At 74.1% G+C, this 25,019-nt stretch carries 23 protein-coding genes; 11 read left to right on the top strand and 12 right to left on the bottom strand.

Annotation, left to right across the window (positions count from 1 at the left end):
- Positions 1 to 174: 174 nt before the first annotated feature.
- On the bottom strand, positions 175 to 822 hold the full coding sequence (locus ACLWS4_RS33135) for a hypothetical protein (RefSeq protein ID WP_416876066.1): 648 nt from the start codon (positions 820 to 822) through the stop codon (positions 175 to 177).
- Between the two features lie 93 nt (positions 823 to 915).
- On the opposite strand from ACLWS4_RS33135, the gene ACLWS4_RS33130 reads away from it, so the two are divergent.
- Both ACLWS4_RS33130 and ACLWS4_RS33125 read left to right on the top strand, forming a co-directional pair.
- A complete protein-coding gene (locus tag ACLWS4_RS33130) occupies positions 916 to 1,551 on the top strand; it encodes a TetR/AcrR family transcriptional regulator (RefSeq protein WP_074001960.1) in 636 nt (211 codons plus the stop codon).
- Positions 1,548 to 2,309, top strand: coding sequence for a TrmH family RNA methyltransferase (locus ACLWS4_RS33125; protein ID WP_416876065.1), 762 nt, complete (start codon positions 1,548 to 1,550; stop codon positions 2,307 to 2,309). Before ACLWS4_RS33130 ends, ACLWS4_RS33125 begins: the two co-directional genes overlap by 4 nt.
- Before the next feature lie 40 nt (positions 2,310 to 2,349).
- On the opposite strand, the gene ACLWS4_RS33120 is transcribed toward ACLWS4_RS33125, so the two are convergent.
- From ACLWS4_RS33120 to ACLWS4_RS33100, 5 genes are all read right to left on the bottom strand, one after another.
- Positions 2,350 to 3,696: a peptidoglycan-binding protein gene (locus ACLWS4_RS33120; protein WP_387970874.1), complete on the bottom strand. Its 1,347-nt coding sequence runs from the start codon at positions 3,694 to 3,696 to the stop codon at positions 2,350 to 2,352.
- 157 nt (positions 3,697 to 3,853) lie between these two features.
- Positions 3,854 to 4,765, bottom strand: a complete 912-nt coding sequence (locus ACLWS4_RS33115) for a pyridoxamine 5'-phosphate oxidase family protein (RefSeq protein ID WP_416876064.1) — start codon at positions 4,763 to 4,765, stop codon at positions 3,854 to 3,856.
- 15 nt (positions 4,766 to 4,780) lie between these two features.
- On the bottom strand, positions 4,781 to 5,251 hold the full coding sequence (locus ACLWS4_RS33110; RefSeq protein ID WP_416876063.1) for a VOC family protein: 471 nt from the start codon (positions 5,249 to 5,251) through the stop codon (positions 4,781 to 4,783).
- A 183-nt stretch (positions 5,252 to 5,434) separates the two neighbouring features.
- Positions 5,435 to 6,457, bottom strand: coding sequence for an XRE family transcriptional regulator (locus ACLWS4_RS33105; RefSeq protein WP_416876062.1), 1,023 nt, complete (start codon positions 6,455 to 6,457; stop codon positions 5,435 to 5,437).
- 315 nt (positions 6,458 to 6,772) lie between these two features.
- On the bottom strand, positions 6,773 to 8,929 hold the full coding sequence (locus tag ACLWS4_RS33100; protein WP_082345817.1) for a protease pro-enzyme activation domain-containing protein: 2,157 nt from the start codon (positions 8,927 to 8,929) through the stop codon (positions 6,773 to 6,775).
- A gap of 258 nt (positions 8,930 to 9,187) precedes the next feature.
- Here ACLWS4_RS33100 and ACLWS4_RS33095 point away from each other — a divergent pair, with 258 nt between their 5' ends.
- A complete protein-coding gene (locus ACLWS4_RS33095) occupies positions 9,188 to 9,754 on the top strand; it encodes a CGNR zinc finger domain-containing protein (RefSeq protein ID WP_416876061.1) in 567 nt (188 codons plus the stop codon).
- A 60-nt stretch (positions 9,755 to 9,814) separates the two neighbouring features.
- On the opposite strand, the gene ACLWS4_RS33090 is transcribed toward ACLWS4_RS33095, so the two are convergent.
- The 3 genes from ACLWS4_RS33090 to ACLWS4_RS33080 all read right to left on the bottom strand — a co-directional run bounded on the left by ACLWS4_RS33090 (position 9,815) and on the right by ACLWS4_RS33080 (position 14,581).
- Positions 9,815 to 11,305: an FAD-dependent monooxygenase gene (locus ACLWS4_RS33090; RefSeq protein ID WP_416876060.1), complete on the bottom strand. Its 1,491-nt coding sequence runs from the start codon at positions 11,303 to 11,305 to the stop codon at positions 9,815 to 9,817.
- Positions 11,306 to 11,450: 145 nt separating this feature from the next.
- Entirely contained in the window at positions 11,451 to 13,151 is a 1,701-nt protein-coding gene (paaN, locus tag ACLWS4_RS33085; RefSeq protein WP_416876059.1) for a phenylacetic acid degradation protein PaaN, read from the bottom strand.
- Positions 13,152 to 13,312: 161 nt separating this feature from the next.
- Positions 13,313 to 14,581 (bottom strand): glycosyltransferase family 39 protein, encoded by a 1,269-nt coding sequence (locus tag ACLWS4_RS33080; protein ID WP_079272007.1) that lies wholly within the window; start codon positions 14,579 to 14,581, stop codon positions 13,313 to 13,315.
- A 129-nt stretch (positions 14,582 to 14,710) separates the two neighbouring features.
- On the opposite strand from ACLWS4_RS33080, the gene ACLWS4_RS33075 reads away from it, so the two are divergent.
- Positions 14,711 to 15,295: a TetR/AcrR family transcriptional regulator gene (locus ACLWS4_RS33075; protein WP_049652808.1), complete on the top strand. Its 585-nt coding sequence runs from the start codon at positions 14,711 to 14,713 to the stop codon at positions 15,293 to 15,295.
- A 48-nt stretch (positions 15,296 to 15,343) separates the two neighbouring features.
- On the opposite strand, the gene ACLWS4_RS33070 is transcribed toward ACLWS4_RS33075, so the two are convergent.
- Positions 15,344 to 15,805: an Lrp/AsnC family transcriptional regulator gene (locus ACLWS4_RS33070; protein ID WP_049652805.1), complete on the bottom strand. Its 462-nt coding sequence runs from the start codon at positions 15,803 to 15,805 to the stop codon at positions 15,344 to 15,346.
- A 149-nt stretch (positions 15,806 to 15,954) separates the two neighbouring features.
- Between ACLWS4_RS33070 and pdhA the strand changes: the two genes are divergently transcribed.
- From pdhA to ACLWS4_RS33050, 4 genes are all read left to right on the top strand, one after another.
- The gene (gene pdhA, locus ACLWS4_RS33065) at positions 15,955 to 17,097 is read left to right on the top strand and encodes a pyruvate dehydrogenase (acetyl-transferring) E1 component subunit alpha (protein WP_049652804.1); all 1,143 of its coding nucleotides are present in this window, start codon (positions 15,955 to 15,957) and stop codon (positions 17,095 to 17,097) included.
- 77 nt (positions 17,098 to 17,174) lie between these two features.
- On the top strand, positions 17,175 to 18,143 hold the full coding sequence (locus ACLWS4_RS33060; protein WP_259316901.1) for an alpha-ketoacid dehydrogenase subunit beta: 969 nt from the start codon (positions 17,175 to 17,177) through the stop codon (positions 18,141 to 18,143).
- Positions 18,143 to 19,468: a dihydrolipoamide acetyltransferase family protein gene (locus tag ACLWS4_RS33055; protein WP_416876068.1), complete on the top strand. Its 1,326-nt coding sequence runs from the start codon at positions 18,143 to 18,145 to the stop codon at positions 19,466 to 19,468. Before ACLWS4_RS33060 ends, ACLWS4_RS33055 begins: the two co-directional genes overlap by 1 nt.
- Before the next feature lie 414 nt (positions 19,469 to 19,882).
- Entirely contained in the window at positions 19,883 to 21,400 is a 1,518-nt protein-coding gene (locus ACLWS4_RS33050) for a globin domain-containing protein (protein ID WP_416876058.1), read from the top strand.
- On the opposite strand, the gene ACLWS4_RS33045 is transcribed toward ACLWS4_RS33050, so the two are convergent.
- Complete coding sequence (locus ACLWS4_RS33045) at positions 21,401 to 21,943, bottom strand: NUDIX domain-containing protein (RefSeq protein WP_049653246.1); 543 nt, start codon at positions 21,941 to 21,943, stop codon at positions 21,401 to 21,403.
- Between the two features lie 238 nt (positions 21,944 to 22,181).
- Between ACLWS4_RS33045 and ACLWS4_RS33040 the strand changes: the two genes are divergently transcribed.
- Together ACLWS4_RS33040 and ACLWS4_RS33035 are read left to right on the top strand one after the other, a co-directional pair.
- Complete coding sequence (locus ACLWS4_RS33040) at positions 22,182 to 23,075, top strand: IclR family transcriptional regulator (RefSeq protein ID WP_375876536.1); 894 nt, start codon at positions 22,182 to 22,184, stop codon at positions 23,073 to 23,075.
- A 197-nt stretch (positions 23,076 to 23,272) separates the two neighbouring features.
- On the top strand, positions 23,273 to 23,698 hold the full coding sequence (locus ACLWS4_RS33035; RefSeq protein ID WP_049653243.1) for an SsgA family sporulation/cell division regulator: 426 nt from the start codon (positions 23,273 to 23,275) through the stop codon (positions 23,696 to 23,698).
- A gap of 96 nt (positions 23,699 to 23,794) precedes the next feature.
- On the opposite strand, the gene ACLWS4_RS33030 is transcribed toward ACLWS4_RS33035, so the two are convergent.
- Entirely contained in the window at positions 23,795 to 24,175 is a 381-nt protein-coding gene (locus ACLWS4_RS33030; protein ID WP_049653241.1) for a phage holin family protein, read from the bottom strand.
- Positions 24,176 to 24,338: 163 nt separating this feature from the next.
- Between ACLWS4_RS33030 and tenA the strand changes: the two genes are divergently transcribed.
- On the top strand, positions 24,339 to 25,010 hold the full coding sequence (tenA, locus tag ACLWS4_RS33025; protein WP_049653239.1) for a thiaminase II: 672 nt from the start codon (positions 24,339 to 24,341) through the stop codon (positions 25,008 to 25,010).
- Positions 25,011 to 25,019: the final 9 nt, after the last annotated feature.

Raw genomic sequence — 25,019 nt, 5'->3', positions numbered from 1 at the left:
ACGCCCCTCTCCGCGGCCACCCCCTGCGCCACCCCCTCCCGCAGCGCGTCCCTCTCGCTAGAGGGGAGGGGCGGGTGAGTGGGGGTGGTGGAGGGGGCCCTGGTGCGGGAGTGGGTGGGCGCGCCCGCTGGGGGTGGGGGGAGGGTGCTGAGGGGCGTGACGGGTGCGTGGGTGTCAGGCGGCGTGGGCGGCTTGGAGCCAGTTGGTGAACTCGCAGGCGAAGTGCCACTGGTGGCCGGTGGGGAGGAGGGCGGGGGCGGCTTCGGGGAACTGGACGGTGAGGCGGATGCGGAGGCCGTCGGGGGTGTCGGCGAACTCGTGCATGACGTGGAGGACTTCGGTGCCGTCGGCGAGGGTGCCGGTGCCGCCGATGCGGACGGGGAAGGTGGCGTTGCCGGGGGTGTCGTGGAAGTGGAGGAAGAAGCGGGTCGGGGTGGTGCCGAGGGTTTCGATGATCTCGACCCGGTCGCCGGTGGAGTCGGCGAGGTAGTGCTCGGGGTTGGCGGCGAGGAGGGCGGTGCGGTCGCCGGAGTGGAGGCGGGTCTGCCACCAGGTGAGGAAGGTCCGGGCGTCGATGCCGGTGGCGGTGAGTTCGGTGACGGCGGTGCGCCAGCGGCCGGCGGAGGCCTGGGCCCAGGTGGTCAGGGCGGTGTCGGCGGCGGTGGTGTCGGGGGTGAGGAGTTCGCGGGTGCGGGTGTCGCCGAGGCGCTGCTTGAGGAGGTGCAGGGCGGCGCGGGCGCGGTCGAGTTCCCAGGCGAGGACGGCCTCGCGGGGGTGGGGGGTGCCGTCGATCTCGGTGCGGATGGTGAGGCTGGTCGGCATGGTGGCGCTCCTCCGGGAGAGGCGGAGAGTTTTTCTCCGCTTCTGGTGACGCTAGCATAGGGGGAGAGATTTTCTCCGGTTAGGGAGTTGTGGATGAGGGCCGACGCGGAACGCAGCCGGCGCAGGATCCTGGACGCCGCCTGCGAGGTGTTCCTGGAGCGGGGCCCGGACGCCCCGTTGGACGCGGTGGTGCGGCGGGCCGGGGTCGGCCCGGGCACGCTCTACCGGCGCTTCCCGGACCGGGAGGCGCTGGTCCGCGCGCTGGTCACCGACCTGCTGGCCCGGCTCGGCGAGGCCGCGCAGGAGGCGCGGCGCGTCGAGGCGGACCCCTGGCAGGCGCTGCGCCGCTTCGTGCACGCCGCCGCCGATCTGCGGATGGGGGCGGCGATCGTGGTGCTGCTGGAGCGCCTGGTGGTGGACGAGGAGCTGGTGGCGGTCCGGCGGGGCACCGTGGAGGCCGTCGAGGATCTGCTGCGCGCCGCGCGGGAGGCCGGGCGGCTGCGCCCCGACGTCGGGATGGGGGACCTGGTGCTGCTCTGCGTCCGGGTGTCCCGTCCGCTGCCGGGCGCCCTGGCGGCGCTGGACGCGGACGGCTCGCTGGTCCACCGGCACCTGGACCTCGCGCTGGCCGGACTGGCCGCCACGACGGACGGCCCGCCGGGGCGGGCGCTCGGTTTCGACGAGGTGATCGCCGCGGCGGGGCGCCCGGGGGAGACGATGGCGGAGTGAACAGGACGGACGAGGACGGGCTGGTGCGGGCGTGGCGGGCGGCCGAGCGGGAGCCGGGGGCGGTGCTGCTGGACGGCTTCCACGCGCTGAAGCACGCGCTGCGGTTCGGCGGCGAGGTGCGGCGGGTGCTGACCGCGGACCGGGGCGCGCTGCTGGCGCTGGCGGGTGAGTTGGCGCCGGACGTCGTTCCGGCGCTGGAGGGGCTCGCGGTGGAGCTGCCGGAGGCGGCGCTGCGGGGGCTGGTGCCGCGGCTGCACCCGACCGGGGTGGTCGCGCTGGCGGCGCGGCCCGGGGTCGAGGCGAACCGGGCGGTGCTGGGCCGGCTGCCGCGCCGGTCGCCGGTGGTGCTGTTGGAGAACCCGCGCAACCTGGGGAACGTCGGGGCGGTGATCCGGCTCGCGGCGGGCTTCGGCGCCACCGGGGTGGTGACCACCGGGGACCTGGATCCGTGGCACCCGAACGTGCTGCGGGGGAGCGCCGGGCTGCACTTCGCGACCGCGGTGGAGCGGCTGGCCCTGCCGGAGCTGCCGGACGGGCCGCTGTACGTGCTGGACCCGGAGGGCGCGGACATCCGGGACGTGCCGTTCCCGGACGACGCGCTGCTCGCCTTCGGGACGGAGCGGCACGGTGTGTCGGCGGAACTCAAGGACCGCGCCGACCGGTTGGTGGCGGTGCCGATGCGGCCCGGGGTGTCCAGCTTCAACCTGGCGACCAGCGTCGGGATGGGCCTGTTCCACTGGATGTCGGGGAAGCGCTGAGGCGCGGCGCCCGGGTGGGCACCGCGCCTCGGAGGGGGCGTCAGGAGAAGAGCCGGCGCCAGGTGTCGGGGCCCGGGTAGCCGTCGGCCTCGCTGCCGCGCCAGCCCTGGGCCTGCTGGAAGGCCTGGACGGCCCGGCGGTCGCTCTCCGTCCAGCGCGGTCCCGGGCCGACGCTGTACGAGCCGCCGAAGCCCTTGCGGACCAGCTGCTCGCCGAGCTGCCGGATGTGGTCGTTGCTCTGGCCGGGCCCGAAGTACTGCGCGCCGGGGAAGGCGGAGCCCCCGGTGACGGGCGGCGGCGGAGGCGGCAGCGGGGTGCCTCCCCCGCCGCCGATGTTGCGGCCCTTGCCGTTGACCAGGTAGTCCCAGGTGTCCTTGCCGGGGATGCCGTCGGCCTCGGCGCCGCGCCAGCCCTGGGCCTGTTGGAAGGCCTGGGTGGCCTTGCGGTCGGCCTCGCCCCAGCGCGGGCCGGGGCCCTCGGAGTAGAACCCGGCGCCGCCGCGCTGCACCAGCAGCTGGCCGAGCCTGGTGACGGACGCGTTGTTGGCGCCGGGGCCGAACTTGTCGGCCCCGGGGAAGGCGGTGGAGGAGGTGCCGCCGCCGTCGTTGCTGCCGGAGGACAGGCCGGTGTAGCGGTACGGGACGTAGGAGCCGGAGTTGTTCCAGTACGCGTACGGGGTGGAGCGCTTCTTGGCGGAGGGGCCGGTCTGCTCGTAGGCGACGTACTTGGTGCGCGAGGAGTCGGCCCAGCCGCCGAAGATCGTGACGTGCGAGCCGGCCTGGGGGTTGGCCGGGTTGTTGTAGATGAGGACGTCGCCGGGCTGGAGGTCGTTCTTGCCGATCCGTTCGGCGAAGTTGGGCAGTGTCCAGGTGGTCTGACTGCTGCCCAGGCCCCAGGCCATCGAGACGAAGCCGGAGCAGTCCTGGCGGTAGCCGTCCGACCAGTAGCGGCTCATGCTGTACGGCACGCCCTGGTCGACCCAGGTCTGGGCGCGCTGGATGATCTGGGCCCGGGTGAGCGGCGCCGCGGCGGCGCGCGGCGCGGCGAAGGTACGGGCGCCGGGGGCCTGGCCGTAGAGGCCGCTGACCTCGCCCTGGGGGGTCTGGGACTGGCTGCTGCTGTTGCCGCCCGGGGTGGGGCCGGGTGCGGGGGCCGCGGTGGCGGTGCCGGCGGCGGCCGCTCCGCCGCCCAGTGCGGTGCCCACGGCGGCCATCAGGACGGCGGCCCGGCGGCGGACGCTGCGGGCAGAGGCGTGTCCGCCCTCGTGGACGGGCGCGGCGTGCAGCCGTGCTCGTCGGCGGGCGTTGCAGCCCCCGCATATGCAGTCCTCCGCCGGTTCGACGTCGTCGAACTCGATGAGCGGGGACAGGGGGTCGGTCAGGGTCATGCTCCGCCTCTTTCCCGGACTATTCCGCGTGTTATCCGGACCAAAGTCCCAAAGCGGGCGCGATGAGTCACGGTGGGTTAGGCCGAACGGGTGAGACCCGTTCGGCTCCCGGGCGTGGCGTGGGTCGGGCGGAGGGTCTAGGCGAAGTGAGGCGGGGTCAGCGCGGGATGGCGGGCGAGTACTCCGGGTCGGTCCAGGTCAGCGGGGTGGCGTCGGCCAGTTCGAGCACGCCGGTGACGGTCAGTTCGACCATCCGCTCGGCGCCCGGGACGCCCTGCCGGGCCTCCTCGGACCAGTCGGTGCGGGCCTCGCCGGTGACGAGCAGCGCTCCGCCGGTCTCCCAGTCGGGCAGCAGCAGGCCGGCCCGCGGGTCCAGCTCCAGGTTCCCGAGCGTCAGGAACATGCTGTTGCCCGGGTACTCGGGCCAGCGCAGCCGGTCCGGCGCCACCGGCTCCAGGAAGCCGGGGATGCCGCCGCGGTGGGAGGCGTCCACGCTGCCGTCCGGGCCGGTGCTGGCGATGAAGAAGGTGTCCGCGGTGGCCGCCGCCAGCCGCTGGGCGGTGGTCAGTACCGGGCCGGCGGCGACCGTACGGGGCGGGCCGGCGGCCGGGCGGTCCGTCGGGGTGCGGCGCTGGATGTACTTCGGGCAGTTGGCGACCACCTCGTCGGCGTGCACCCGCAGCCCGCCCCGGCCGTCCGGGACGGAGCGGCCGTTGAGCCGCATCCGGCGCCGGCCGGCCGGGTCCAGCGCGATCGTGCCGACCCGGGCGGGGCCGGCCAGTGCCTCGGCGAGGGGGTCGGCCCCGGCGGGGAGGGCGGCGACGGCCATGGTCCGTTCGTCCGGGGCGGTGAGGAAGCCCGCCGGGCCGGCCAGCTGGGTGGCCCAGACCCGGCCGTCCCGGTCGGCGGCGCCGAGGACCAGCATCCGGCGCTCGGCCAGGAAGCGGGCGGCGACCGCCGGGACGGTGCGGCGGATCGACCGGCCGGCGTGGTCGGCCCGCTCGGTCCGGCCGGCCCGGGCCTGGGCGGCCCGCTCGCCGGGGTGGTACGGCGTGCTGGTGGTGGTCATGGCCGGGCCCGGTTCCTAGAAGAACCCGCAGGTCGGGGCGGTGGCGGTGGGGGCGGCGGCCGCGGCACCGGCCACGCCGGTGCGGGTGTAGACCTCCAGCCGGATGCCGTCCGGGTCGGTGAAGAAGATGCCGCCGGAGGCCGAGCCCTCGCTGTGCGGGACGACGCCGTCGTAGGCGAACTCGGCGCCGAGTTCGCGCAGCAGCCGCTCGGTGGCGCGGACCTCGTCGAGGCTCTCGACCTCGAAGGAGAGGTGGTGCAGGCCGGGGTTGCCGGGGGCGAAGCGGCCCGCGCTCTGCTGCCAGAGCGTCACCACCAGGCGGCCGTCGCGGCCGAGGAAGGCGTGGCGGCGGTCGGGGTCGGTGCCCTCGGCGGTGACGTCGAGGCCGAACACGGCGCGGTAGAAGGCGATCGAGCGGGCCAGGTCGGTGACGTTCAGGCCCACGTGGCCGGTCTGCAAGGTGCGGAGCTGGGCGGTGCTGGACATGCCTGGTCACTCCCGGAGGCTTCGGCTACCGGTGAGGCAGCTGCCTAACCGGTACTAACGAGAGTAGGAGTTAGGTGATGCAGCGTCAACCAGTGGAGGAGTCGGAAGGGTCAGGTCTTCGGGCGGGCATGCGAAAGACCCGCCGGACCGTGAGGTCCGGCGGGTCTCGAAGGAGCGGAAGGGCTACGCCCACTCCCAGCGGATGCCGATGTGGCCCGGCTGCTGGTCCGGGGCCAGGACGTGGGCGCTCGCCGAGGCGCCGATCCACAGCTGCTCGCGGCGGTGGTCGACGTCGGCCCCCGGCTCGCGGTCGTAGCGCTCGCAGTGCGCCGGGACGGCCGCCGGGTCGAAGTGCACCTGGAGCACGTACTCGCGCACCGGGGTGGCGAAGCGGCGGCTGTACTCCGTGGTCGGGCCGCCGGGCGGGATCTCCACCTCGTACTCGAAGACCGTGCTGTCGCCGAGGCCGAGCGGGCGGTCCAGCATCAGCTCGCCGACGATCAGCCCGGCCTCCGGGCGGCGGCGCACCCGGCCCAGCCGGCCGTGCCGCACCGCGGTGATCTCCGGGCAGCCGGCCGCCTCCTCGTCGGCCATGTGCACCACCAGGCAGCGGCCGACGCCGCCGACCGTGGCGCGCACCACCTGGCGCATCCGCAGCAGGTTGCCGCGCCGCTCGGCGTCCACGTAGTAGGAGTCGTGGATGCTCAGGCGCTCCAGTTCGCCGGCCGGCGGGGCGTTCAGCTCGGCGAAGATGTTGGCGATCTCCTGCTCGCCCGGCCAGACGTCCTCCAGCCCGAGGTGGCAGGTGTTGGCCGCGGCGGCCCAGCGGCCGCGCGGGCGCGGCGGGCCGAGCAGCGAGGAGAGCGCGCTGTGCGGCAGCCCGAGCAGCTCCTCCAGCAGGTGGACGGCGCGCAGCGAGCTGGCCCGCTCGGGCTGGCTGCGGCCGCGCCGCCAGTAGCTCAGGGTCGTGACGCTGACCCTGACGCCGCGACCGGCGAGGGCGGCGCGGATGCGGTCCAGGCTGAGGCCGCTGGCCTCGATGGCCAGGTGGAGGGTGTCCGCGAAGCCGCCGACCGGGGCGAGCCGGCCGGGGGGCGATCCGGGGGTGGCGGGAGTCGGGCCGGGCGGCCCGGGCGGGCCCGGGCGCTCCGTGTGCGATCCGACCAGCCGCAGCCGCGCGGCGTCCTGAGGTTGCTGTGCGGCCATACGGTGACCCTCCCCACCAGGTGAGTTCGGCGGGACCGGGTCGGCGCCGGGGCGCGCCGCCAGCGGCTTCACCGAGCTTTGGGGAACCCTATGCACGGTCGAGAGGCTACGTCATCAGTCGTGCGTATGACAGTGGTCACGGCAGGTGGACCGAAGGGTTATCGATCTTGAAACAGTCCGGAAACACGGGCCGCTGACCGGGGCCCGACCGGGCCGGCGGACGGCTCCGGCAGGGCCCGGGACGGACACCGCCGGGGCGGGCCCTGACGGCTCCGCCCCGGCGGGGATCGGGTGGTGCGGTGGTGCGGCCGGTGGTCAGCCGACGTTCAGCGCGACGTCGTCGATCACGAAGCTGGTCTGCAGCGAGGAGTCCTCGGTGCCGGTGAACTTGACGGTCACGGTCTGGCCCGCGAAGGAGGTCAGGTCCAGGGTGCGCTGGACGTAGCCGGCGGCGGCGTCCACGTTGGAGTAGGTCGCCAGCGTGGTGCTGTTGGCCTGGACGGTCAGCTTGTCGTACGCGGTGGTGCCGGTCTCCGCGGTGTCGACGTGCAGCCAGAAGGTCAGCTTGGCGGAGGCGCAGCCGGCCGGGATCGAGACGGTCTGCGACAGGGTGTCGGTGTGGGCCGAGCCGTAGCCGTCCAGCCAGGCCTTCCAGCTGCCCGAGTGGGCGGCCTCGGAGGAGCTGTTGCTGACCACGCCGCTGGAGGCGGTCCACGGGGAGGCGGTGCCGCTCTCGAAGCCGCCGTTGGCGACCAGCTGGGCGGCGGTGCAGCCGCCGGACGGCGGGGTGGTGCCGCCGCCGAGCAGGGCGGTGGTCAGCGCGTCGGCGACCGGGGAGCCCCAGCCGGTGACCTGGTCGTAGCCGGCCTTGGCGGAGAAGTCCTGGTTGGCGCCGGTGGTCACGTCGTGGAAGGTGCTGCCGTAGCCGCTGCCGTTGGCCACCGAGTACAGCCGCGGGCTGGCCTCGCCGAGGACGGCCTGGCCGGCGGCCTTGGCCTTCTGGTTGAACTGGGCCGCGTAGCCGGACCAGAGCGGCGCGGCCGCGCTGGTACCGCCGTAGACCTGCCAGGCGCCGGCGGTGTAGATCGCGAAGCCGCTCTGCGGGTCGGCGTTGGAGGAGACGTCCGGGACGGTGCGCATGGTGCCGCTGACGCCGGTGCCGGTCTGCCAGCTCGGCTTGGCGAACACGGTGGAGACGCCGCCGCCGGCGGTGCTCCAGGCGCTCTCCGAGGAGTAGGCGTTGCCGCTGGAGACCTTGAGGTTGGTGCCGCCGACGCCGGTCTGGTGCGGGCTGGAGGCCGGGAAGTCGACCGCCTTCACGCCGGAGCCGCTGGTGGAGCGGGTGCAGTCGCGGGAGCCGTCGTCGCCGGAGGCGGAGAAGATCGAGATGCCCTGGGCGGCGGCCTGCTTGAAGGCGTTGTCGACCGCGGTCATCGAGGCGGCGGTGGTGTCCGGCTCGCAGGAGCCCCAGGAGATCGAGACCACCGAGACCCTGTTGTCGGTCACGATCTTGTTGGCCATGTCGATCTCGCCCTGGTCGCTGTTGGGCGCCTCGTAGACCAGCTGGGTGGCCTTGGGCGCCGCGCCGCGGACGATCTCGCTGTCCAGCTCGACCTCGCCCTGGCCCTGGCCGGGGGCGGAGTCGTAGTTGGCGCCGTCCACCGAGACGGTGGAGACGGCCGGGCCGGACAGGCCGTACTGGGAGTCGTAGGTGGTCAGGTTCGAGGACTGGTAGCCGTCGAACTCCCACAGCGCGACCGTGGTGCCGGTGCCGTCCGCGCCGGTCTTGTTGAGGTTGTACGCGCCGGTGTACTGGGCCGGGGCCATGCCGCTCGGGCTCGCGCTCGCCGTGTTCGGGGTGACCGAGTTCGGGGTGGCCAGGCGGTTCTTGCGCACCGCGTGGTTGTCCAGGCCGCTGACGCCCTGGACCACGGAGGCCAGGTCGGACGGGATCGAGGCGGCCGCGTCGTTGGCGAAGAAGGCGCGCTGGAGCTGCGGGTCGAGGTACGCGCTCTCGTGCGTCCCGAAGGCCTGGGAGACCTGGGCGGCGGTGCCGCGGGCGTTGACCACCTGGCGGTTGGCGCTCACGTCGGAGACGGTCAGGCCCTGCTGGGCCAGGTACGTCCGGACCTGGTCGACGGCGGCCTGGGTCGGGCCGAACCGCGCGGTGAACTGCTCCGGCGTCAGGTAGTGGCCGTACTCCGGGGCGCCCGGGGTGGTGACGGCGGTCAGGAAGCGGTCCAGGGCGTCGGTGTCGCGCAGCTTCAGGCTGACGGACACCGAGATCTGCTGCGCGGCCGGGACGTCACCCTTCTTCTCCGAGTGGGCCACCGCCGGGTTCACGGTGTTCGGCAGGGCGACGCGCGGGGAGGCGTTGGGAGTGGCGGCCTGCGCGGTGGAGACACCGAGCGAGACGGCGGTCAGCGGCAGCACGGCTATCGCCGCGGCGAGGGCAAGGGAGCGGGGACGCAACGGATCCTCCTCCAGCCGGCTGTGGGGGGCCGGCAAGGGACCAGGCGTTCAGGGGGGTCGAGAACGCTGGCTCGAACATGACAGAACCCGTGTGCGAATTGGCTCATGGCCGGGCAATTCGTTGCTAAAAAACAGTCAACTGTGGAGGGCCCCCAACTCGGCGGTTCCATACAGTGAATGACCGTGGTTCCGGGGCCGGTCCAGACCAGTTCGGGCGGAAGGGGCGGACGTAGAATCGGACCGATCCGAGGGAGAGCGATGACTGACGTGCAGCCGGACCCGAGGGACCCGCGACCGCTGATCGGTGAGCCGCTCGCGCTGGACCTGCTCAACACGCGCTGGGCCGGAACGCCCGTCAACGACCTGCTCGCCGAACCGGACGGCTACGCGATCTGGCTCTCCTCGGCCGGCCTCGCGGACCGCTGCCGGGCCGCCGGGTCGGGGCTCGCGGCCCTGCGGGAGACCCGTGAGGTGATCGCCGGGGCCGTCCAGGAGCTGTGCGGGCAGGGGCAGTTGGGGCCGGAGGCGGTGGCCCGGCTGAACGGCGTGCTGGGCCACGGGCGGCTGCGCCGGGAGCTCGGCCCGCAGGGGCCGACCGCGCACGTCGAGGTGGACCGGCCCGAGTGGCTGGCCTCCTGGCTGGCGGCGGACGACTTCCTGGACCTGCTGGACCGGGGCGCCCAGCGGATCAAGCAGTGCGCGCACGAGGCGTGCGTCCTGTACTTCTTCGACACCTCGCAGAACGGCCGCCGGCGGTGGTGCCGGATGGCGGTGTGCGGGAACCGGGCGAAGGCGGCGCGGCACTATGTGAAGGCCCGGGGCTGAGCGGCCGGCGAACGACGGGCCGGGCGGGCGCGCGGGGATCGCGGGCCCGCCCGGGGGTGGTCAGGCCGGGGCGCCGAGCCAGTCGGTGAGGGCGGCGCGCAGCTCGCCCTGGCCGGGGTCGACGGCGGCCCAGGCGACGTAGCCGTCCGGGCGGATCAGCAGGACGGTGTCGCGCAGCTTGCCGTGCGGGTCGGCGGGGGCGGCGGAGACCATGCGGTCGGCCCAGGGCTCGGCGGCGGCCAGCTCGTCATTGCTGACCAGGACGAACGTCCCGGCGCGCAGCGCCTCGTAGAGCCGCTCGGGCGCGGCCGGGGCGCCCTCGACGGGCTTGCTCAGGGCGGTCAGCCGCAGGTCCGGGACGCGCTTGCCGACCTGCGGGTGGGCGTCCTTGGGCGCGGGGTAGGAGATGCCGATGCCGGAGACCAGCCGGGCGCCGCGCTCGGTGACCGGGTCGAGGTGGCCGCCCAGCGCGGTGAGCGCGCCGCGCAGGGCGCGGGTGGGGGCGGACTCGGCGAGGGCCAGCCGGATCAGCGCGCCGGAGGTGCGCAGCACCGTCTTGCCGACCGGGTGCCGCTCGGTCTGGTAGGTGTCCAGGAGGGCGTCGGTGGCGTGGCCCCGGAGCGCCGCGGCGAGCTTCCAGGAGAGGTTGGCGGCGTCCTGGAGGCCGGTGTTCATGCCCTGGCCGCCGGCCGGGGAGTGGCAGTGCGCGGCGTCGCCGGCCAGGAAGACCCGGCCGGAGCGGTAGTTGGGGGCCTGCCGCTCGTCGCTGTGGAAGGTGGAGCTCCAGCGCACCTCGTGCAGGCCGTAGTCCTCGCCGAGGATGGCCCGGACGAGGGCGGTGAGCTGCTCGGCGGAGGGGGTGGTGCCGTCCGGATAGCGCTCCTCGCGGTCCCAGGCGATGATCCGGAACCAGCCGTCGCCGAACGGGGCGATGAAGGCGAAGCCGGCCTGGTTGGCGCCGACGGTGATCGCCTGGGCGGGCTCGCGGTCCAGCCGGACGTCGGCCAGCACCACCGAGTCGACCACCGACTCCCCGGGGAACGGGATGCCCAGCAGGTCGCGGACGGTGGAGTGGACGCCGTCGGTGGCGACCGCGTACGCGGCGCGGTGGCTCTGCCCGTCCCGGGTCTCCAGGGTCACGCCCTCGGCGTCCTGGCGCAGTCCGGTGACCTCGGCGCCGCGCAGGACGGTCGCGCCGGCCTTCTCGGCGCGGTCCAGCAGCAGCCGTTCGACGTTGTACTGCGGGGTGATCAGCACGAACGGGAAGCGGGTGGGCAGCGCGGCGAGGTCGATGCCGAAGCGGTCGAACATCCTCAGCTCGGCGAGCGGGCGGCCGGTGGCGATCAGCTCCTCGGCCAGGCCCCGGGCGTCCAGCAGCTCCAGGCTGCGGGCGTGCACGGCGAAGGCCCGGGTGAGGTTGGACTCGGCGGCCCGCTTCTCCAGTACCGTGACGCCGACTCCGGCGGCGGCGAGGTCGCCGGCCAGCAGCAGTCCGGTCGGTCCGGCGCCGACGATCAGGACGTCGGTTTCGGTCGTCGGCTTCACGGCCATGTATCAGCTCCCGTTGTTCGGAGGGCGGTCGTACGCCGTTCCCGGCGTTCTCCCAGCCTCCATCATCGCGGGCGCCGTCGGAGCTGTGAACCGCCGGGCCCCGGCGGTGGGTGACCGCCGGGGCCCGGTGACGGGGGTGAACGGCTCAGGCGTGCCGGCGGATCTCCACCGTGCGGAACCGGTTGGCGACGAACGCGCCGTCGCAGTAGGCCGAGTTGGCGGCCGGGTTGGCCCCGGTGCCGTGCAGGTCGGAGAAGGCGGCGGTCTGGTTGGGGAAGACGCCGCCGGTCAGGTTGAGCGAGAGCGAGACGCCGGAGTCCAGCGCGGCCTCGACCAGCAGCGCCTCCACCTCGGGCGAGGTGGTGTAGCCGGAGGCCGTCATGGCGCCCTTCTCGCGGACCGTGGTGCGCAGCAACTCGACGGCGGCGGCGGTGGATTCGACGGCGACGGCGAAGGAGACCGGGCCGAAGCACTCGCTGCGGAAGACCGCGCGGTCGTCCGGCTTGTCGGCGTCCAGCTTGACCAGCGCGGGGGTGCGGACGGTCGCGCCGGGGAAGTCCGGGGAGGTCACCGCGCGCGGGGCGAGGGCGAGTTCGCCGTACTCGCCGCCGGCCGCGGCGGCCGAGCGCTGGAGCACCCCGGGGTTGACCACGGCGCCGAGGATCGCCGCGGCGCGGGCGTCGTCGGAGAGCAGGCCCTCGATGGCGCCGGCCAGGTCGGTGACCACCTGGTCGTAGGACTTGTCGCCCTGGTCGGTGGCGATGCCGCCGCGCGGGATCAGCACGTTCTGCGGGGTGGTGCACATCTGGCCGCTGTAGAGGGAGAGCGCGAAGGCGAGGTTGCCCAGCATGCCCTTGTAGTCGTCGGTGGAGTCGATGACGACGGCGTTCACGCCGGCCTTCTCGGTGTACACCTGCGCCTGCCTGGCGTGCTCCTCCAGCCAGTCGCCGAAGGCGGTGGAGCCGGTGTAGTCGATCAGCCTGACCTCGGGGCGGACCGCGAGGGCGGCGGCGACGGTGCCGCCCTCGTGCTCGGCGGCCAGGACGACCAGGTTCGGGTCGAAGCCGGCCTCGGCGAGCACCTCGCGGGCGACGGCGACGGTCAGCGCGAGCGGCAGGACGGCCCGCGGGTGCGGCTTGACCAGGACGGGGTTGCCGGTGGCCAGCGAGGCGAACAGGCCCGGGTAGCCGTTCCAGGTGGGGAAGGTGTTGCAGCCGATCAGCAGCGCGAGGCCGCGCGGGACGACGGTGAACTCCTTGGTCATCACCAGCGGGTCGCGCTTGCCCTGCGGCTTGGTCCAGCCGGCCTGCTTCGGCAGCCGGGTCTGCTCGGCGTACGCGTAGGCGACCGCCTCCAGGCCGCGGTCCTGGGCGTGCGGGCCGCCGGCCTGGAAGGCCATACCGTAGGCCTGGCCGGTGGTGTGCATGACGGCCTGGGCGAACTCGTGGGAGCGGGCGTTGATCCGGTGCAGGATCTCCAGGCAGACGGCGGCGCGCTCCAGCGGGGTCGCGGCGGCCCAGCCGGGGCGGGCGGCGGTGAGCGCGGCGATCAGCGCGTCCGGGTCGGCGTGCGGGTAGGTGATGCCCAGCTCGACGCCGTACGGGGAGGCCTCGCCGCCGACCTGGTCGCCGTCGGTGGGGTGGCCTTCGAGGGTGAAGGGCCTGCCGAGCAGGGCGTCGAAGGCGGCCTTGCCGTCCGCCGGCCCGCTCTCGCCGTACGCCTTGGGGAACTCGGGGTAGGGCGACCAGTAGTCGCGCTCGGCGGCGGCGGCGAGCGCGGCGTCCAGGGTGGCCTGGTGGCGCTCGACCAGCTCGCTGACGAGGGGGTGGGTGACCGCTGCGGACATCTGTGCGCTCCTCGGAGGGCCTCGGAAAGCAGGACGGGACACGTCACAGAGTAACCGAACGATCGGTCGGGCCACGAGGGTGTGGTGGGAGGAATCCACCGGGAAACGCGCGGGGGCGCGTCCGTGGCGGACGCGCCCCCGGGGGCTCGGGTGGTCCGGGTCTACGGCACGCCCAGCTCGAAGATGACGTACCCGGCGTACCAGCCGGAGGCGACCGCGCCGGTGCCCAGGACGGTGGCCAGCACCGGCAGGCTCAGCTTGCGCATCCCCACCGCCAGCGCGATGAACAGCGGGAACGCGGGCAGCAGGTAGCGGGAGACGTTGCCGAAGATGCCCAGGCTGCCGAGCACCGAGACGATCGTCGCCAGCGTGTAGGCGGTCAGCACCAGCGGCGGGCGCAGCCGGACCAGCAGCACGATCAGCATCGGCAGGCTGAGCACGATCAGGGTGGCGAACAGGTCCGGTATCGGGAAGGCGAAGGGGTAGTCGCTGCGGCCCAGCAGCACCCCGCGGATCGCGTGCCAGGTGCCCTGGCCCCAGTCGAAGTAGTGCAGCCAGGCGTCGTGCTGCAGCCGGAAGTAGCCGCCCCACTCGCCGGTCCGCCAGCCCACCCAGCCCACGTAGCCGAGCAGGCCGAGCGGGGCCAGCAGCATCGCGGCCAGCGGGCGCAGGACGCCGCTCTCGCGGCGGTACAGCTCGACCAGCGCGGCCAGGCCGACCGCGCCGATCAGCGCCGCGGAGGTCGGCCGGTTGAGCCCGGCGACCAGGGTGATCACCCCGGCCGCGACCCACTGCTTCGTCATCACGCAGTAGCAGGCCCAGGCGGCCAGCGCGACGAAGAGGGAGTCCGAGTAGACCGCCCACTCGGCGCCGGAACCCGGGGCGATCGCCCAGATGCCGGCCGCGATCACACCGGAGCGGGCGTCGCCGGTCAGCTTCTCCACCACGGCGTAGATGCCGGCCGCGGCGAACAGCGAGGCCACCACCGAGACCAGCATCCCGGCGCCGTACAGGCCGAGGCCGGTGACGTCCGAGGTCATCCGCATCAGGCCGGGGTAGAGCGGGAAGAACGCGGCCGAGTTCTGCTCGACGCTGAAGCCGACCGGGCCGTTCGGTATCGGGACGAGCGCCGGGTGGTAGCCGAACCGAGCCACCTGCTGGTACCACCAGCCGTCCCAGGTGGCCACCACGTCCCAGGGGTTGGCGCCGCCGCCGAACCGGGCCGGCTTCTTGGCGTACTCCCCGGAGAAGGAGAGCAGCTTCATGAAGACGGTGAAGCCGATCAGCTTCAGCACCGCGTAGCACCACACCGCCGGTCCGAAGCGGACCACCAGGGCCCGGCCGCGCTCCTGCCAGGCGCGCGCGGTCTCCTCCGGCTCCTCGCTGCGCTTCTCTGGCACGTCGGAGGCGACTGCCGGTATTGCGTTCATGTCCCCAGCCTTGGACGTGGACGGATCGTCCGCAGAGTCTAGGGCCTGACCCCGTCGGCGTCCCTTGGTTGGTGTGGACCAGTCGGACCCGCTCGCGTGACGGGGGTGACGGCCGGGGATACTCGGAGGATGGCCGATCACACCACGCGCACCGCCTACACCGTGGAGTCACTGCTCGCGGTGACCGTCGACGTGTTCAACGAGCGCGGCTACGACGGCACCTCGATGGAGGACCTGTCCCGGGCGGCCGGGATCTCCAAGTCCTCCATCTACCACCACGTGCGCGGCAAGGAGGAGCTGCTGCGGCTGGCGGTCGGCCGGGCGCTGGACGGGCTGTTCGCGATCCTGGCCGAGCCCGAGGCGGTCGCGGGCCCGGCGGTGGAGCGGCTGGAGCACGTGGTGCGCCGCACCGCCGAGGTGCTGCTGGACGAGCTGCCGTACGTGACGCTGCTGCTGCGGGTGCGCGGCAACACGGCCACCGAGCAGTGGGCGCTGGAGCGCCGGCGGGACTTCGACCACCAGGTCGCCGAGCTGCTGCGGGCGGCGGTCGCGGACGGCGCGCTGCGCGCGGACGTGGAGCCGCGGCTGGCCACCCGGCTGCTGTTCGGGATGATCAACTCGATCGTGGAGTGGTACCGGCCGGGGCTCAAGGCCGCCGACGGGGTCGCGGACGCGGTGGTCCACCTGGCCTTCGACGGGCTGCGGGCGCGCTGACCGGTCCTTCCCCCGGGCCCGGGCCCCGCCCTCGAGGCGGAGCCCTCCTCAGAGCGGCGGCACCTGGTCGGTCTCCTCGAAGACCAGCATGGTGCGGGTGCCGAGCACCTGCGGGATGGACTGGATGCTGCCCAGCACCAGCTCCCGCAGGGCCTTGTTGTCGGCGGTGTGCACCAGCAGCAGGACGTCGAAGTCCCCGCCGACCAGCGCGATGTGTGCCACCCCGGGCAGCTCCAGCAGCTGCTCGCGCACCGTCCGCCAGGAGTTCTGGACGATTTTCAGGGTGACGTACGCCGACGCGGCCTGACCGGCCCGTTCGTGGTCCACCCTGGCGGTGAAGCCGCGGATGATGCCGTCCTCGACCATCCTGGAGATCCGGGCGTACGCGTTGGCCCGGGACACGTGCACCCGCTCGGCCACCGAGCGGATGGAGGCGCGACCGTCCTGCTGCAGCAGCCGCAGGATCGACCGGTCGACCCGGTCGAGTCTGGACATCTGTTCAGCCGACATGACCCCCCACCCCCACCGATTGGACGCACTGCCACCAGTCGACCGCCGTACAGGCCGAATGTCCACCACCTTGTCACGCTTCTGGTCAAGATGAACAGACGACCGAACAATCGGTAGGGAGCCCCCGCAACCCCTGGAGGTGCCCCGAGATGACCGTTCTCGACCACAGACACCACGCGGGTGTACCCGGTTGGCTGCCCGGGGCCACCGCCCCGCGCACCGATCCGGCACCCCTCCTCCCGGACCCCTCCCCCGTCCGGGCGATCGGCACCCCCGCGCTGGAGAAGTACGACCCCGCCCTGCTGCGCGAGCTGTACCGCCGCCTGGTCGTCGGTCGCCGGTACAACCAGCAGGCCACCACCCTGACCAAGCAGGGCCGGCTCGCCGTCTACCCGGCGTCCACCGGCCAGGAGGCCTGCCAGGTCGCCGCCGCGCTGGTGCTCGGCGAGCACGACTGGCTCTTCCCCAGCTACCGCGACACCCTCGCCGTGGTCTCCCGGGGCGTCGACCCGCTGGAGGCGCTGACCCTGCTGCGCGGCAGCGCCCACACCGGCTACGACCCGCGGGCCAGCCGCACCGCCCCGCTCTGCACCCCGCTCGCCACCCAGGCCCCGCACGCCGTCGGGCTGGCGCACGCCGCCCGGCTGCGCGGCGAGCCGGTGGTCGCGCTGGCGATGCTCGGCGACGGCGGCACCAGCGAGGGCGACTTCCACGAGGCGCTGAACTTCGCGGCCGTGCTGGACGCCCCGGTGGTCTTCCTGGTGCAGAACAACGGCTACGCGATCTCCGTGCCGCTCAGCGCCCAGTCCGCCGCGCCGAGCCTGGCCCACAAGGCCGTCGGCTACGGGATGCCGGGCCGGCTGGTGGACGGCAACGACGCGCCCGCCGTGCACTCGGTGCTGACCGAGGCGGTGGAGCGGGCCCGGGCCGGCGGCGGCCCGACCCTGGTCGAGGCGCTGACCTACCGGATCGACGCCCACACCAACGCCGACGACGCCACCCGCTACCGCACCGAGCCCGAGGTGGCCGCCTGGCGCGAGCACGACCCGATCCTGCTGATGGAGCGGGCGCTGCGCGGACTCGGCGTGCTGGACGACCGCCTGGTGCGGGAGGCGGCCGACGAGGCGGAGGCGCTGGCGGCCCGGATGCGGGCGGAGTTCCACACCGACCCGGAGCTGGACCCGATGTCGCTGTTCGCCCACGTCTACGCCGAGCCGACCCCGCAACTGCGCGAGCAGGCCGCCCAGTTGGCCGCCGAGCTGGCCGCCGAGGCGGAGGTGGCGGACCGATGAGCACGGCCCACCCGTCGCCCACCCCCACCCTTGGCGGAGCCTCTGCGCGGCGCCCCTCTGATGTCCGTACCGCCTCGATGGCGCAGGCGCTCAACTCCGCGCTGCGGGACGCCATGCGCGAGGACCCGGCGGTGCACGTGCTCGGCGAGGACGTCGGCGCGCTCGGCGGGGTCTTCCGGATCACCGACGGGCTCACCGCCGAGTTCGGACCGGAGCGCTGCCTGGACACCCCGCTGGCCGAGGCCGGCATCCTCGGCACCGCGATCGGCATGGCGATGTACGGGCTGCGTCCGGTCGTCGAGATGCAGTTCGACGCCTTCGCCTACCCGGCGCTGGAGCAGCTGTTCTCGCACGTCGCCAAGATGCGCAACCGCACGGCGGGCCGGCTCCCGCTGCCGATCACCGTCCGCATCCCGTACGGCGGGGGCATCGGCGGCGTCGAGCACCACAGCGACGCCTCCGAGGCCTACTACACCAGCACGCCCGGCCTGCACGTGGTCACCCCGGGGACGGTGGCCGACGCGTACGGGCTGCTGCGCGCCTCGATCGCCTCCGACGACCCGGTGGTGTTCCTGGAGCCCAAGCGGCTCTACTGGGGCAAGGCCGAGTTCGACCCGGACGCGCCCGTCGAGCCGATCGGCCGGGCGGTGCTGCGACGCACCGGCACCTCCGCCGTGCTGATCACCTACGGCCCCTCGCTGCCGGTCTGCCTGGCGGCGGCGGAGGCGGCGCAGGCCGAGGGCCGGGACCTCGCGGTGCTGGACCTGCGCACCCTGGTGCCGTTCGACGACGAGACGGTCTGCCGGGTGGTGCGCTCGCTCGGCCGGGCCGTGGTGGTGCACGAGGCGAGCGGCTTCGGCGGCACCGGCGCGGAGATCGCCGCCCGGGTCACCGAGCGCTGCTTCCACCACTTGGCCGCGCCCGTGCTGCGGGTCACCGGCTTCGACGTCCCGTACCCGCCGCCGATGCTGGAGCACCACCACCTGCCCGGGGTGGACCGGATCCTGGACGCGGTCGCCCGGCTGCAGTGGGAGGACCGAGGATGATGCCCGTCGTACGGGAGTTCCGGCTGCCCGATCTCGGTGAGGGGCTCACCGGGGCCGAGGTGGTGCGCTGGATGGTCGAGGTCGGCGAGGTGATCGCGGTCGACCAGCCGGTGGTGGAGGTGGAGACCGCCAAGGCCGTGGTGGAGGTGCCCTGCCCGTACGGCGGGGTGGTCACCGCGCGGTACGGCGACGTGGGCGAGGAGATCGCCGTGGGCGCGCCGCTGGTGACGGTCGCGGTGGCGCCGGCGGCGGGGAGCGGGCCGGAGGATGCGGCGGGGCCGGGCTCTGCCGCTGCGCCTGCCGCTGCCTCCGCCTCTGCCGAGGTGGAGCGGCCGTTGGTCGGATTCGGGGTCGCCGAGCCGGGCCGGGGCGGGCGGCGGCGCCGGGTCGGGGCACCGGCCTCGGCCTCGGCCGTGGTCGCCGCCGGTGCCGTGGCCGTGCGGGCTCCGGTCGTCCCGGCCGGGCCGGCGGTGGTGCCGGTGATCTCGCCGCTGGTGCGGCGGCTGGCCCGGGAGCAGGGGGTCGACCTGGCCGCGCTCACCGGGAGCGGGCCCGACGGACTGATCATGCGCGCGGACGTCGAACGGGCGGTCGCGGCCAAGGTGGCCGCTCCGGCGCCCGCCGGGCCCGCCGGGCAGGACGGCGTGGTCCCGTTGCGCGGGCTGCGCAAGGCGGTGGCCGAGAAGCTGAGCCGCAGCCACCGGGAGATCCCGGCGGCGACCTGCTGGGTGGACGCCGACGCCACCGAACTCATGGCACTGCGGCGGCAGTTGAACGCCACGCCGGGGCCGAAGGTGAGCGTGCTGGCGCTGCTGGCGCGGATCTGCACGGTCGCCCTGGCGCGCTTCCCGGAGCTCAACTCCTCGGTCACCGGGGACGGTTCGGGCATCGTCCGGCACTCGGCGGTGCACCTGGGCTTCGCCGCGCAGGGCGAGCGCGGACTGGTCGTCCCGGTGGTGCGGGACGCGCAGAACCGCAGCACCGGGCAACTCGGCGAGGAGCTGGGCCGGTTGACCGAGGCGGCGCGCAGCGGCGCGCTCACCCCGGCCGAACTGACGGGCGGCACCTTCACGTTGAACAACTACGGGGTGTTCGGCGTGGACGGCTCGACCCCGATCCTCAACCACCCGGAGGCGGCGATGCTCGGGGTCGGTCGGATCGTCGCCAAACCCTGGGTCCACCAGGGGGAGTTGGCGGTCCGCGAGGTGACCCAGCTGTCGTTCACCTTCGACCACCGGGTCTGCGACGGCGGGACGGCGGGCGGTTTCCTGCGGTTCGTCGCGGACTGTGTGGAGCAGCCGGGGATGCTGCTGCGGCAGCTCTGAGGATCGCCGTCGAGCCCGGCTCTCCGGTTGCCCTGGGTGTGCGGACGGACACCCGGGGCGACCGGGGGCGGGGAGAGTAGCGCGTTCCGGGCCCGGATGTCCGGGCTTCGCGTGATTCGTCGGTCGGTCGGTCGGGCCGTGCCACGCTGCCTTGGCGCCAGTAGCGACAAGCCAGGTGGTGGCGCAGGCCGGCCGGAGGGCGAAACGATTCTCTTGGGTACTCGAAACGTAGCGGTGAAGTCCCGCGGAACAGTCCTGGTCCGTACCGGGCATGGCTCGGCGGGGGTCTCGTCCGTCCCGGGCCTGCGGCAGTCCGCGCCCGACGGGGGTCCGTCGCGGGAGGCGGTCGCCCGGCCGCCGGTGCCCCTGGCCCCGCCGGTGCGCCTGGACCCGCCTGCGCCCGTGGCCCCGCCGATGCCCGTGGACCCGCCGGACCTGCCGCCGCTGGTGGCGGCGGAGGCGCCGACGGAGGTGCTGCCGCCGGTGTCACTGCTGGAGCCCGTCCGGCCGCCGCAACCGCCGTTCGTCCCGGCTCCGGCCCACGTCCACGTCCACGTCCACGCCCCGGCTCCCGCCCCCGCCGCCGACTTCCGCCCGCTGTTCGCCGACGCTCCCGGCCTCAACCGGGTCGGCCCGGGCGACCGGTGGAGCGACGCCTGGGGCGTACGGACCCCCGCCGGGCAGCCCGCCGCCGCGCTCCCCGCCGCCGGGCAGGACCAGGCCACCGCCCGGTGGCCGCTCACCGCCCGGGAGGTCGGGCTGGTCCGGGCCGGCCTCGCCGCCGTCGAGCCGGTCGCCGACCGGGCCACCGCGCACTTCTTCGCGCTGCTCTTCCTGCGCCACCCCGAGCTCCGCTCGTCCTTCCCCGCCGCCATGGACGTCCACCGCGAGCGGCTGTTCCGCACCCTGCTGGCCGTGGTCCGCGAGCTCGACCGGCCGGCGGCCCTGCGCGCCACGCTGGCCGGGCTAGGCCGGTCCCACCGCCGGTACGGGGCGCTGGCCGGGCACTACGCCGTGGTGGAGGAGTGCCTGGTGGGAACGCTGGCCCGGTACGCGGGCGACCGCTGGGACGCCGAGGCCGAGTCGGCCTGGCGCCGCGCCTACCGGATGATCTCCTCGGCCATGATCGAGGCCGCCGAGGAGGACGCCCGCACCTCGCCGGCCTGGTGGCAGGGCGAGATCGTCCGGCACGAGCGCCGGACCCGGGACGTCGCGGTGGTCACCGTCCGGCCGGACCAGGCCTACCCGTTCCGGGCCGGGCAGTACACCGCGCTGGAGACGCCCTGGTGGCCGCGGGTCTGGCGGCACTACTCCTTCGCCGGCGCGCCCCGCCCGGACGGGCTGCTGACCTTCCACGTCAAGGCCGTCCAGGCGGGCTGGGTGAGCAACGCGCTGGTCCACCGGGCCGCGCCCGGGGACGTGCTGCGGCTCGGCCCGGCGGCCGGCGCGATGACCGTGGACCACGCGGCCGGCCGGGACCTGCTCTGCCTCGGCGGCGGCACCGGGATCGCGCCGGTCCGCGCCCTGGTCGAGGAGGCCGCCGAGCACGGTGCGTCCGGCCGCCGGGTCGAGGTGTTCTACGGGGCCCGCCGGGCCGAGGAGCTGTACGCGCTGGAAGAGCTGCGCGAACTGGCCGCTCGCCACCCCTGGTTGACGGTCCGTCCGGTGCTCTCCGGCGGCGGCCACGCCGGGGGCCCGCTGGGCGGCGGACTGCTGGGCGGCGGGCTGCTGACCGGCGGGCTGCTGACCGGCGGGCTGCTGACCGGCGAACTGCCCGATGCGGTGGGCCGGTTCGGCCCGTGGACCGGTCGCGAGGCGGTGCTCAGCGGGCCGCCGGCGATGGTGCGCCGGGGCGTCGGGGTGCTGCTGCGGGCCGGGGTCCCGGCCGAGCTGATCCGGCACGACCCGGTCGGCGACCCGGCCGCCGTGTGATCACCCGAGGTCGGGGGCGAGGAGCGCGCGGATGCCCTCGATGTTGGCCGCCAGGTACGCCCGCAGCCGGGGCGGGACCACGTTGACCGAGGTGACGCCCTCGCGGGTGAACGGCAGCCGGACCACCTCGTACTCGCCGTTGGGGTCGGTCACCTCGGGCCCGTGCCGTCGGTCGAGGTCCATCGAGGCGAGCCGGCAGACGAAGAAGTGCTGCACCTTGACCCCGTGCGGGTGCAGCGGGGTGCCGTCGTCATGGTGGGTGTGGCTGATGGTGTCGACGAAGGCGGGCACCACGTCCACGACCTTGCCGCCGAGCTCCTCGTCCACCTCGCGGTGCAGCGCCTCGACCACCGTCCGGTCCTCCCGCTCGACCCCGCCGCCGGGCGTGATCCAGTACGGGTGCGGCGAGTCCGGCCGGACCCGCCGGATCAGCACGATCGAGGCCGGGCCGTACGGATCGTCCGGGTCCAGCTCCAGCAGGATCGCCCGCGCGGTGCGCTTCACGACCGGGCGCGGTGGCGCGGTGCGGTTCTCGGGGCCCATGGCCACCTCCGGGACTGGCGCGTTGTGCGGAAGTCTCCCGCGCCGGGGGAGGAACGAAACCCGGGGAACGGGTCGAAACACGCCGGGAACGGGTCGAAACGCCGACCCGGTCGGGTGCATCCGTTCGGGGTCCCGCTGTGCTGCAATGAGCAGCTATCGGGCAAATCGGAGGTTTCGTTCCGCATGCCCGTTCTGGGCACGGACCTGTACGAGGGACTCGGGCTGGGGGTTGGGTGTCATGGATCGGATCGCACAGCCGTTCGAGAAGACGCAACCGTTCGAGACAGCACGACCGTTCGGGGAGCACCCGTTCGGAGAGCAACCGTTCGAGGCGGCACGACCGCTCGGGCCCGCGCGGGAGGCCGGGCCCGCCGCGCCGCGGCCGCCCGAGGCGGACCGCGGGCCCACCCTGATCGGCTCCGTCCAGCGGGCGCTGCGGCTGCTGGAGGCCGTCGGGGGCTTCCGGCGCGGCGCGACCGCCAAGCAGCTGGCCCGGGCCGCCGAACTGCCCCTCGGCACGGCCTACCACCTGCTGCGGACCCTGGCCCACGAGGGCTACCTGCGGCGCTCCGAGGGGCGCTTCTTCCACGGGGAGGCGCTCGACGGCATAGCCCGCTCCCGCGGCCGGTGCGGCGACCCCGACCTGCGGACGCGGATGCGGTCCTTACGGGACGAGCTCGGCGCCGCGGTCTACTTCGCGCTGTACCGGGACGGCGAGGTCCACGTGGTGGACGTGGCCGAGGACCCGAACCGCCCGGCCGTCGAGCCCTGGGCGGACTTCCGGGCCACCGCCCACGCGCACGCCATCGGCCAGTGCCTGCTCGGCCAGCTGCCCGAGGAGGAGCGCCGCGACCACCTCGCCCGCCACCCGCCGGCCGGGCTCACCCCGTCGACCCTCACCGGCGAGACCGCGGTGCTGCGCCGACTCGCCTCGCTGCGGCCGACCATGCCGGTGCTGGAGCGTCAGGAGTACGCGCTCGGCACGGTCTGCGCGGCCGTCCCGATCACCATCGGCCCGGTGGTCGCCACGATGGCCCTGTCGCTCCCGGTCGAGCGGGCCGACCGGCTGGTCTCCGTCGCGTGCCAACTGCGGCGCGGGGTCGGGGCGATGAGTCCGTCGTTCATCTTCTGACACCACTTGGTCTGGACCTGCTCCGGCTCGTTCACCATTTGAAAAAGCACGCCTTGTCCACTACATCCCCAAACATGGACGATGATGATCGAACGTGGATTGGTTGCATAAACCGTCACAAAAACCGTCGAAAACATGTCCGCCGCCATCGGACCAAGCGAACCGACGGCGCGGGCAGAACGAGAGGTACTGGCGCCATGCAGCACAGCACAGTCCAGGGTCACCTGGTGATGAACCTCGTGGTCTCGCACGAGCTCTCCTTCCGCCTCCCAGTGGACCTGGCGTACGAGGCCGACGACCCGTACGCCGTCCGGCTCACCTTCCACCTGCCCGGCGACGCCCCGGTCACCTGGTACTTCGCGCGGGAGCTGCTGCTCGACGGGATCAGCGGACCGGCGGGCGAGGGCGACGTGCACATCCGCCCGGTCGGCGACGAGCTCTCGGAGGTCCGCATCGTGCTGCACTCCCCCGACGGGGACGCCCTGCTGTGCGCCTCGTCCGCGCCGCTGATCGCCTTCCTGGCGCGGACCGACCGGCTGGTGCCGATGGGGCAGGAGTTCTCCGGGCGGGACATCGACGCCCAGCTCGCGGACCTGCTCAAGGGGCGTGAGAACGCGGGGTGATCGCCCCGGCCGCGGTCGCACAGGAACGGCGAAGGGGCCCGTACCCGGTGGCAACACCCGGGTGCGGGCCCCTTTCGGCCGTCCGCACGGCACCGGTCAGTCGTCGTCCAGGGCCAGGTGCAGGCCCCACGCGACCAGGCTGATGATCAGTGAACCGACCAGCGCCGAGCCGAAGTTGGTCACGTGGAAGTCCAGGCTCAGCTTCCCGGAGGCCCAGGAGGTGAGCAGGAGCATCAGGGCGTTGATCACGAAGGTGATCAGTCCCAGCGTGAGGATGAACAGCGGGAACGAGAACAGCTTGACCACCGGCTTGATCAGCCAGTTCACCACGCCGAACACGACGGCGACGCCGAGCACCGTCAGCGCCTTGTGCTGCCAGTCGGCCTTGCCCTGGGCGAGTTGGATGCCGCTGACGATCCAGGCGGCGACCCAGATGGCCGCCGCGTTGATCAGTGTCTTGATGAGGAAACCCTTCATGCCGCCCAAGCCTGACAGGAACCACCCTCCCGGCGGAACCACCACACGGCGGGGTCGTGCTGAATGCGCCTGGTCCGGGAGGTGGACGGACGGGCCCGGGGACGGGGGAGGACGGCGGCACACTGGCCGGAGGACCGGCCGCCCCTGCGGTTAGGGTCGCGTCATGAGCACCAAGACGCTGACCGAAGAACTCTGGGCGGCCATCGAGCCGGTGTACGCCGAGATCCTCGCCCACCCCTTCCTGGCCGGGCTCACCGACGGCACCCTGCCGCGCGAGGCCTTCCGCCACTTCGTCGTCCAGGACTCGCACTACCTGCGCGACTACGCCCGCGCGCTCGCCGTCTGCGCCGCCAAGGCGCCCGGCGAGGAGGACGTCCGGGCCTTCGCCGACGACGCGGTCGGCGCGCTGGCCGCCGAGCAGGGCATGCACGCCGAGTTCCTGACCGCCTTCGGCGGCAGCGCCGAGGAGGCCGCCGCCGAGCCGGTGCTGCCCACCACCCGGGCCTACACCAGCTACCTGCTGGCCACCGTCTACGGCGGCTCCTTCGCCGAGGCGCTCGGCGCGGTGCTGCCCTGCTACTGGATCTACGCCCGGGTCGGCGAGGCGCTGCTCGCCCAGGGCTCGCCCGACCCGCTGTACGCCAAGTGGATCTCCACCTACGGCGACGAGGCCTTCCAGTCGGTGGTCCGCCGGGTGCTGGCGCTCACCGACCGGCTGGGCGAGGAGCTGTCCGCGGCCGAACGCCGGAAGGTGGTCGGGCACTTCGTGACCACCTCGCGCTACGAGTGGATGTTCTGGGACGCCGCCTGGCGCGGCGAGCGCTGGCCGGTCTGAGCCGTCCGG

Source organism: Kitasatospora sp. SC0581 (assembly GCF_048159585.1).
Taxonomy (GTDB): Bacteria; Actinomycetota; Actinomycetes; order Streptomycetales; family Streptomycetaceae; genus Kitasatospora.
Note: the sequence above shows the minus strand (reverse complement) of the source record. Positions and strands in the feature narration are given on the sequence as shown.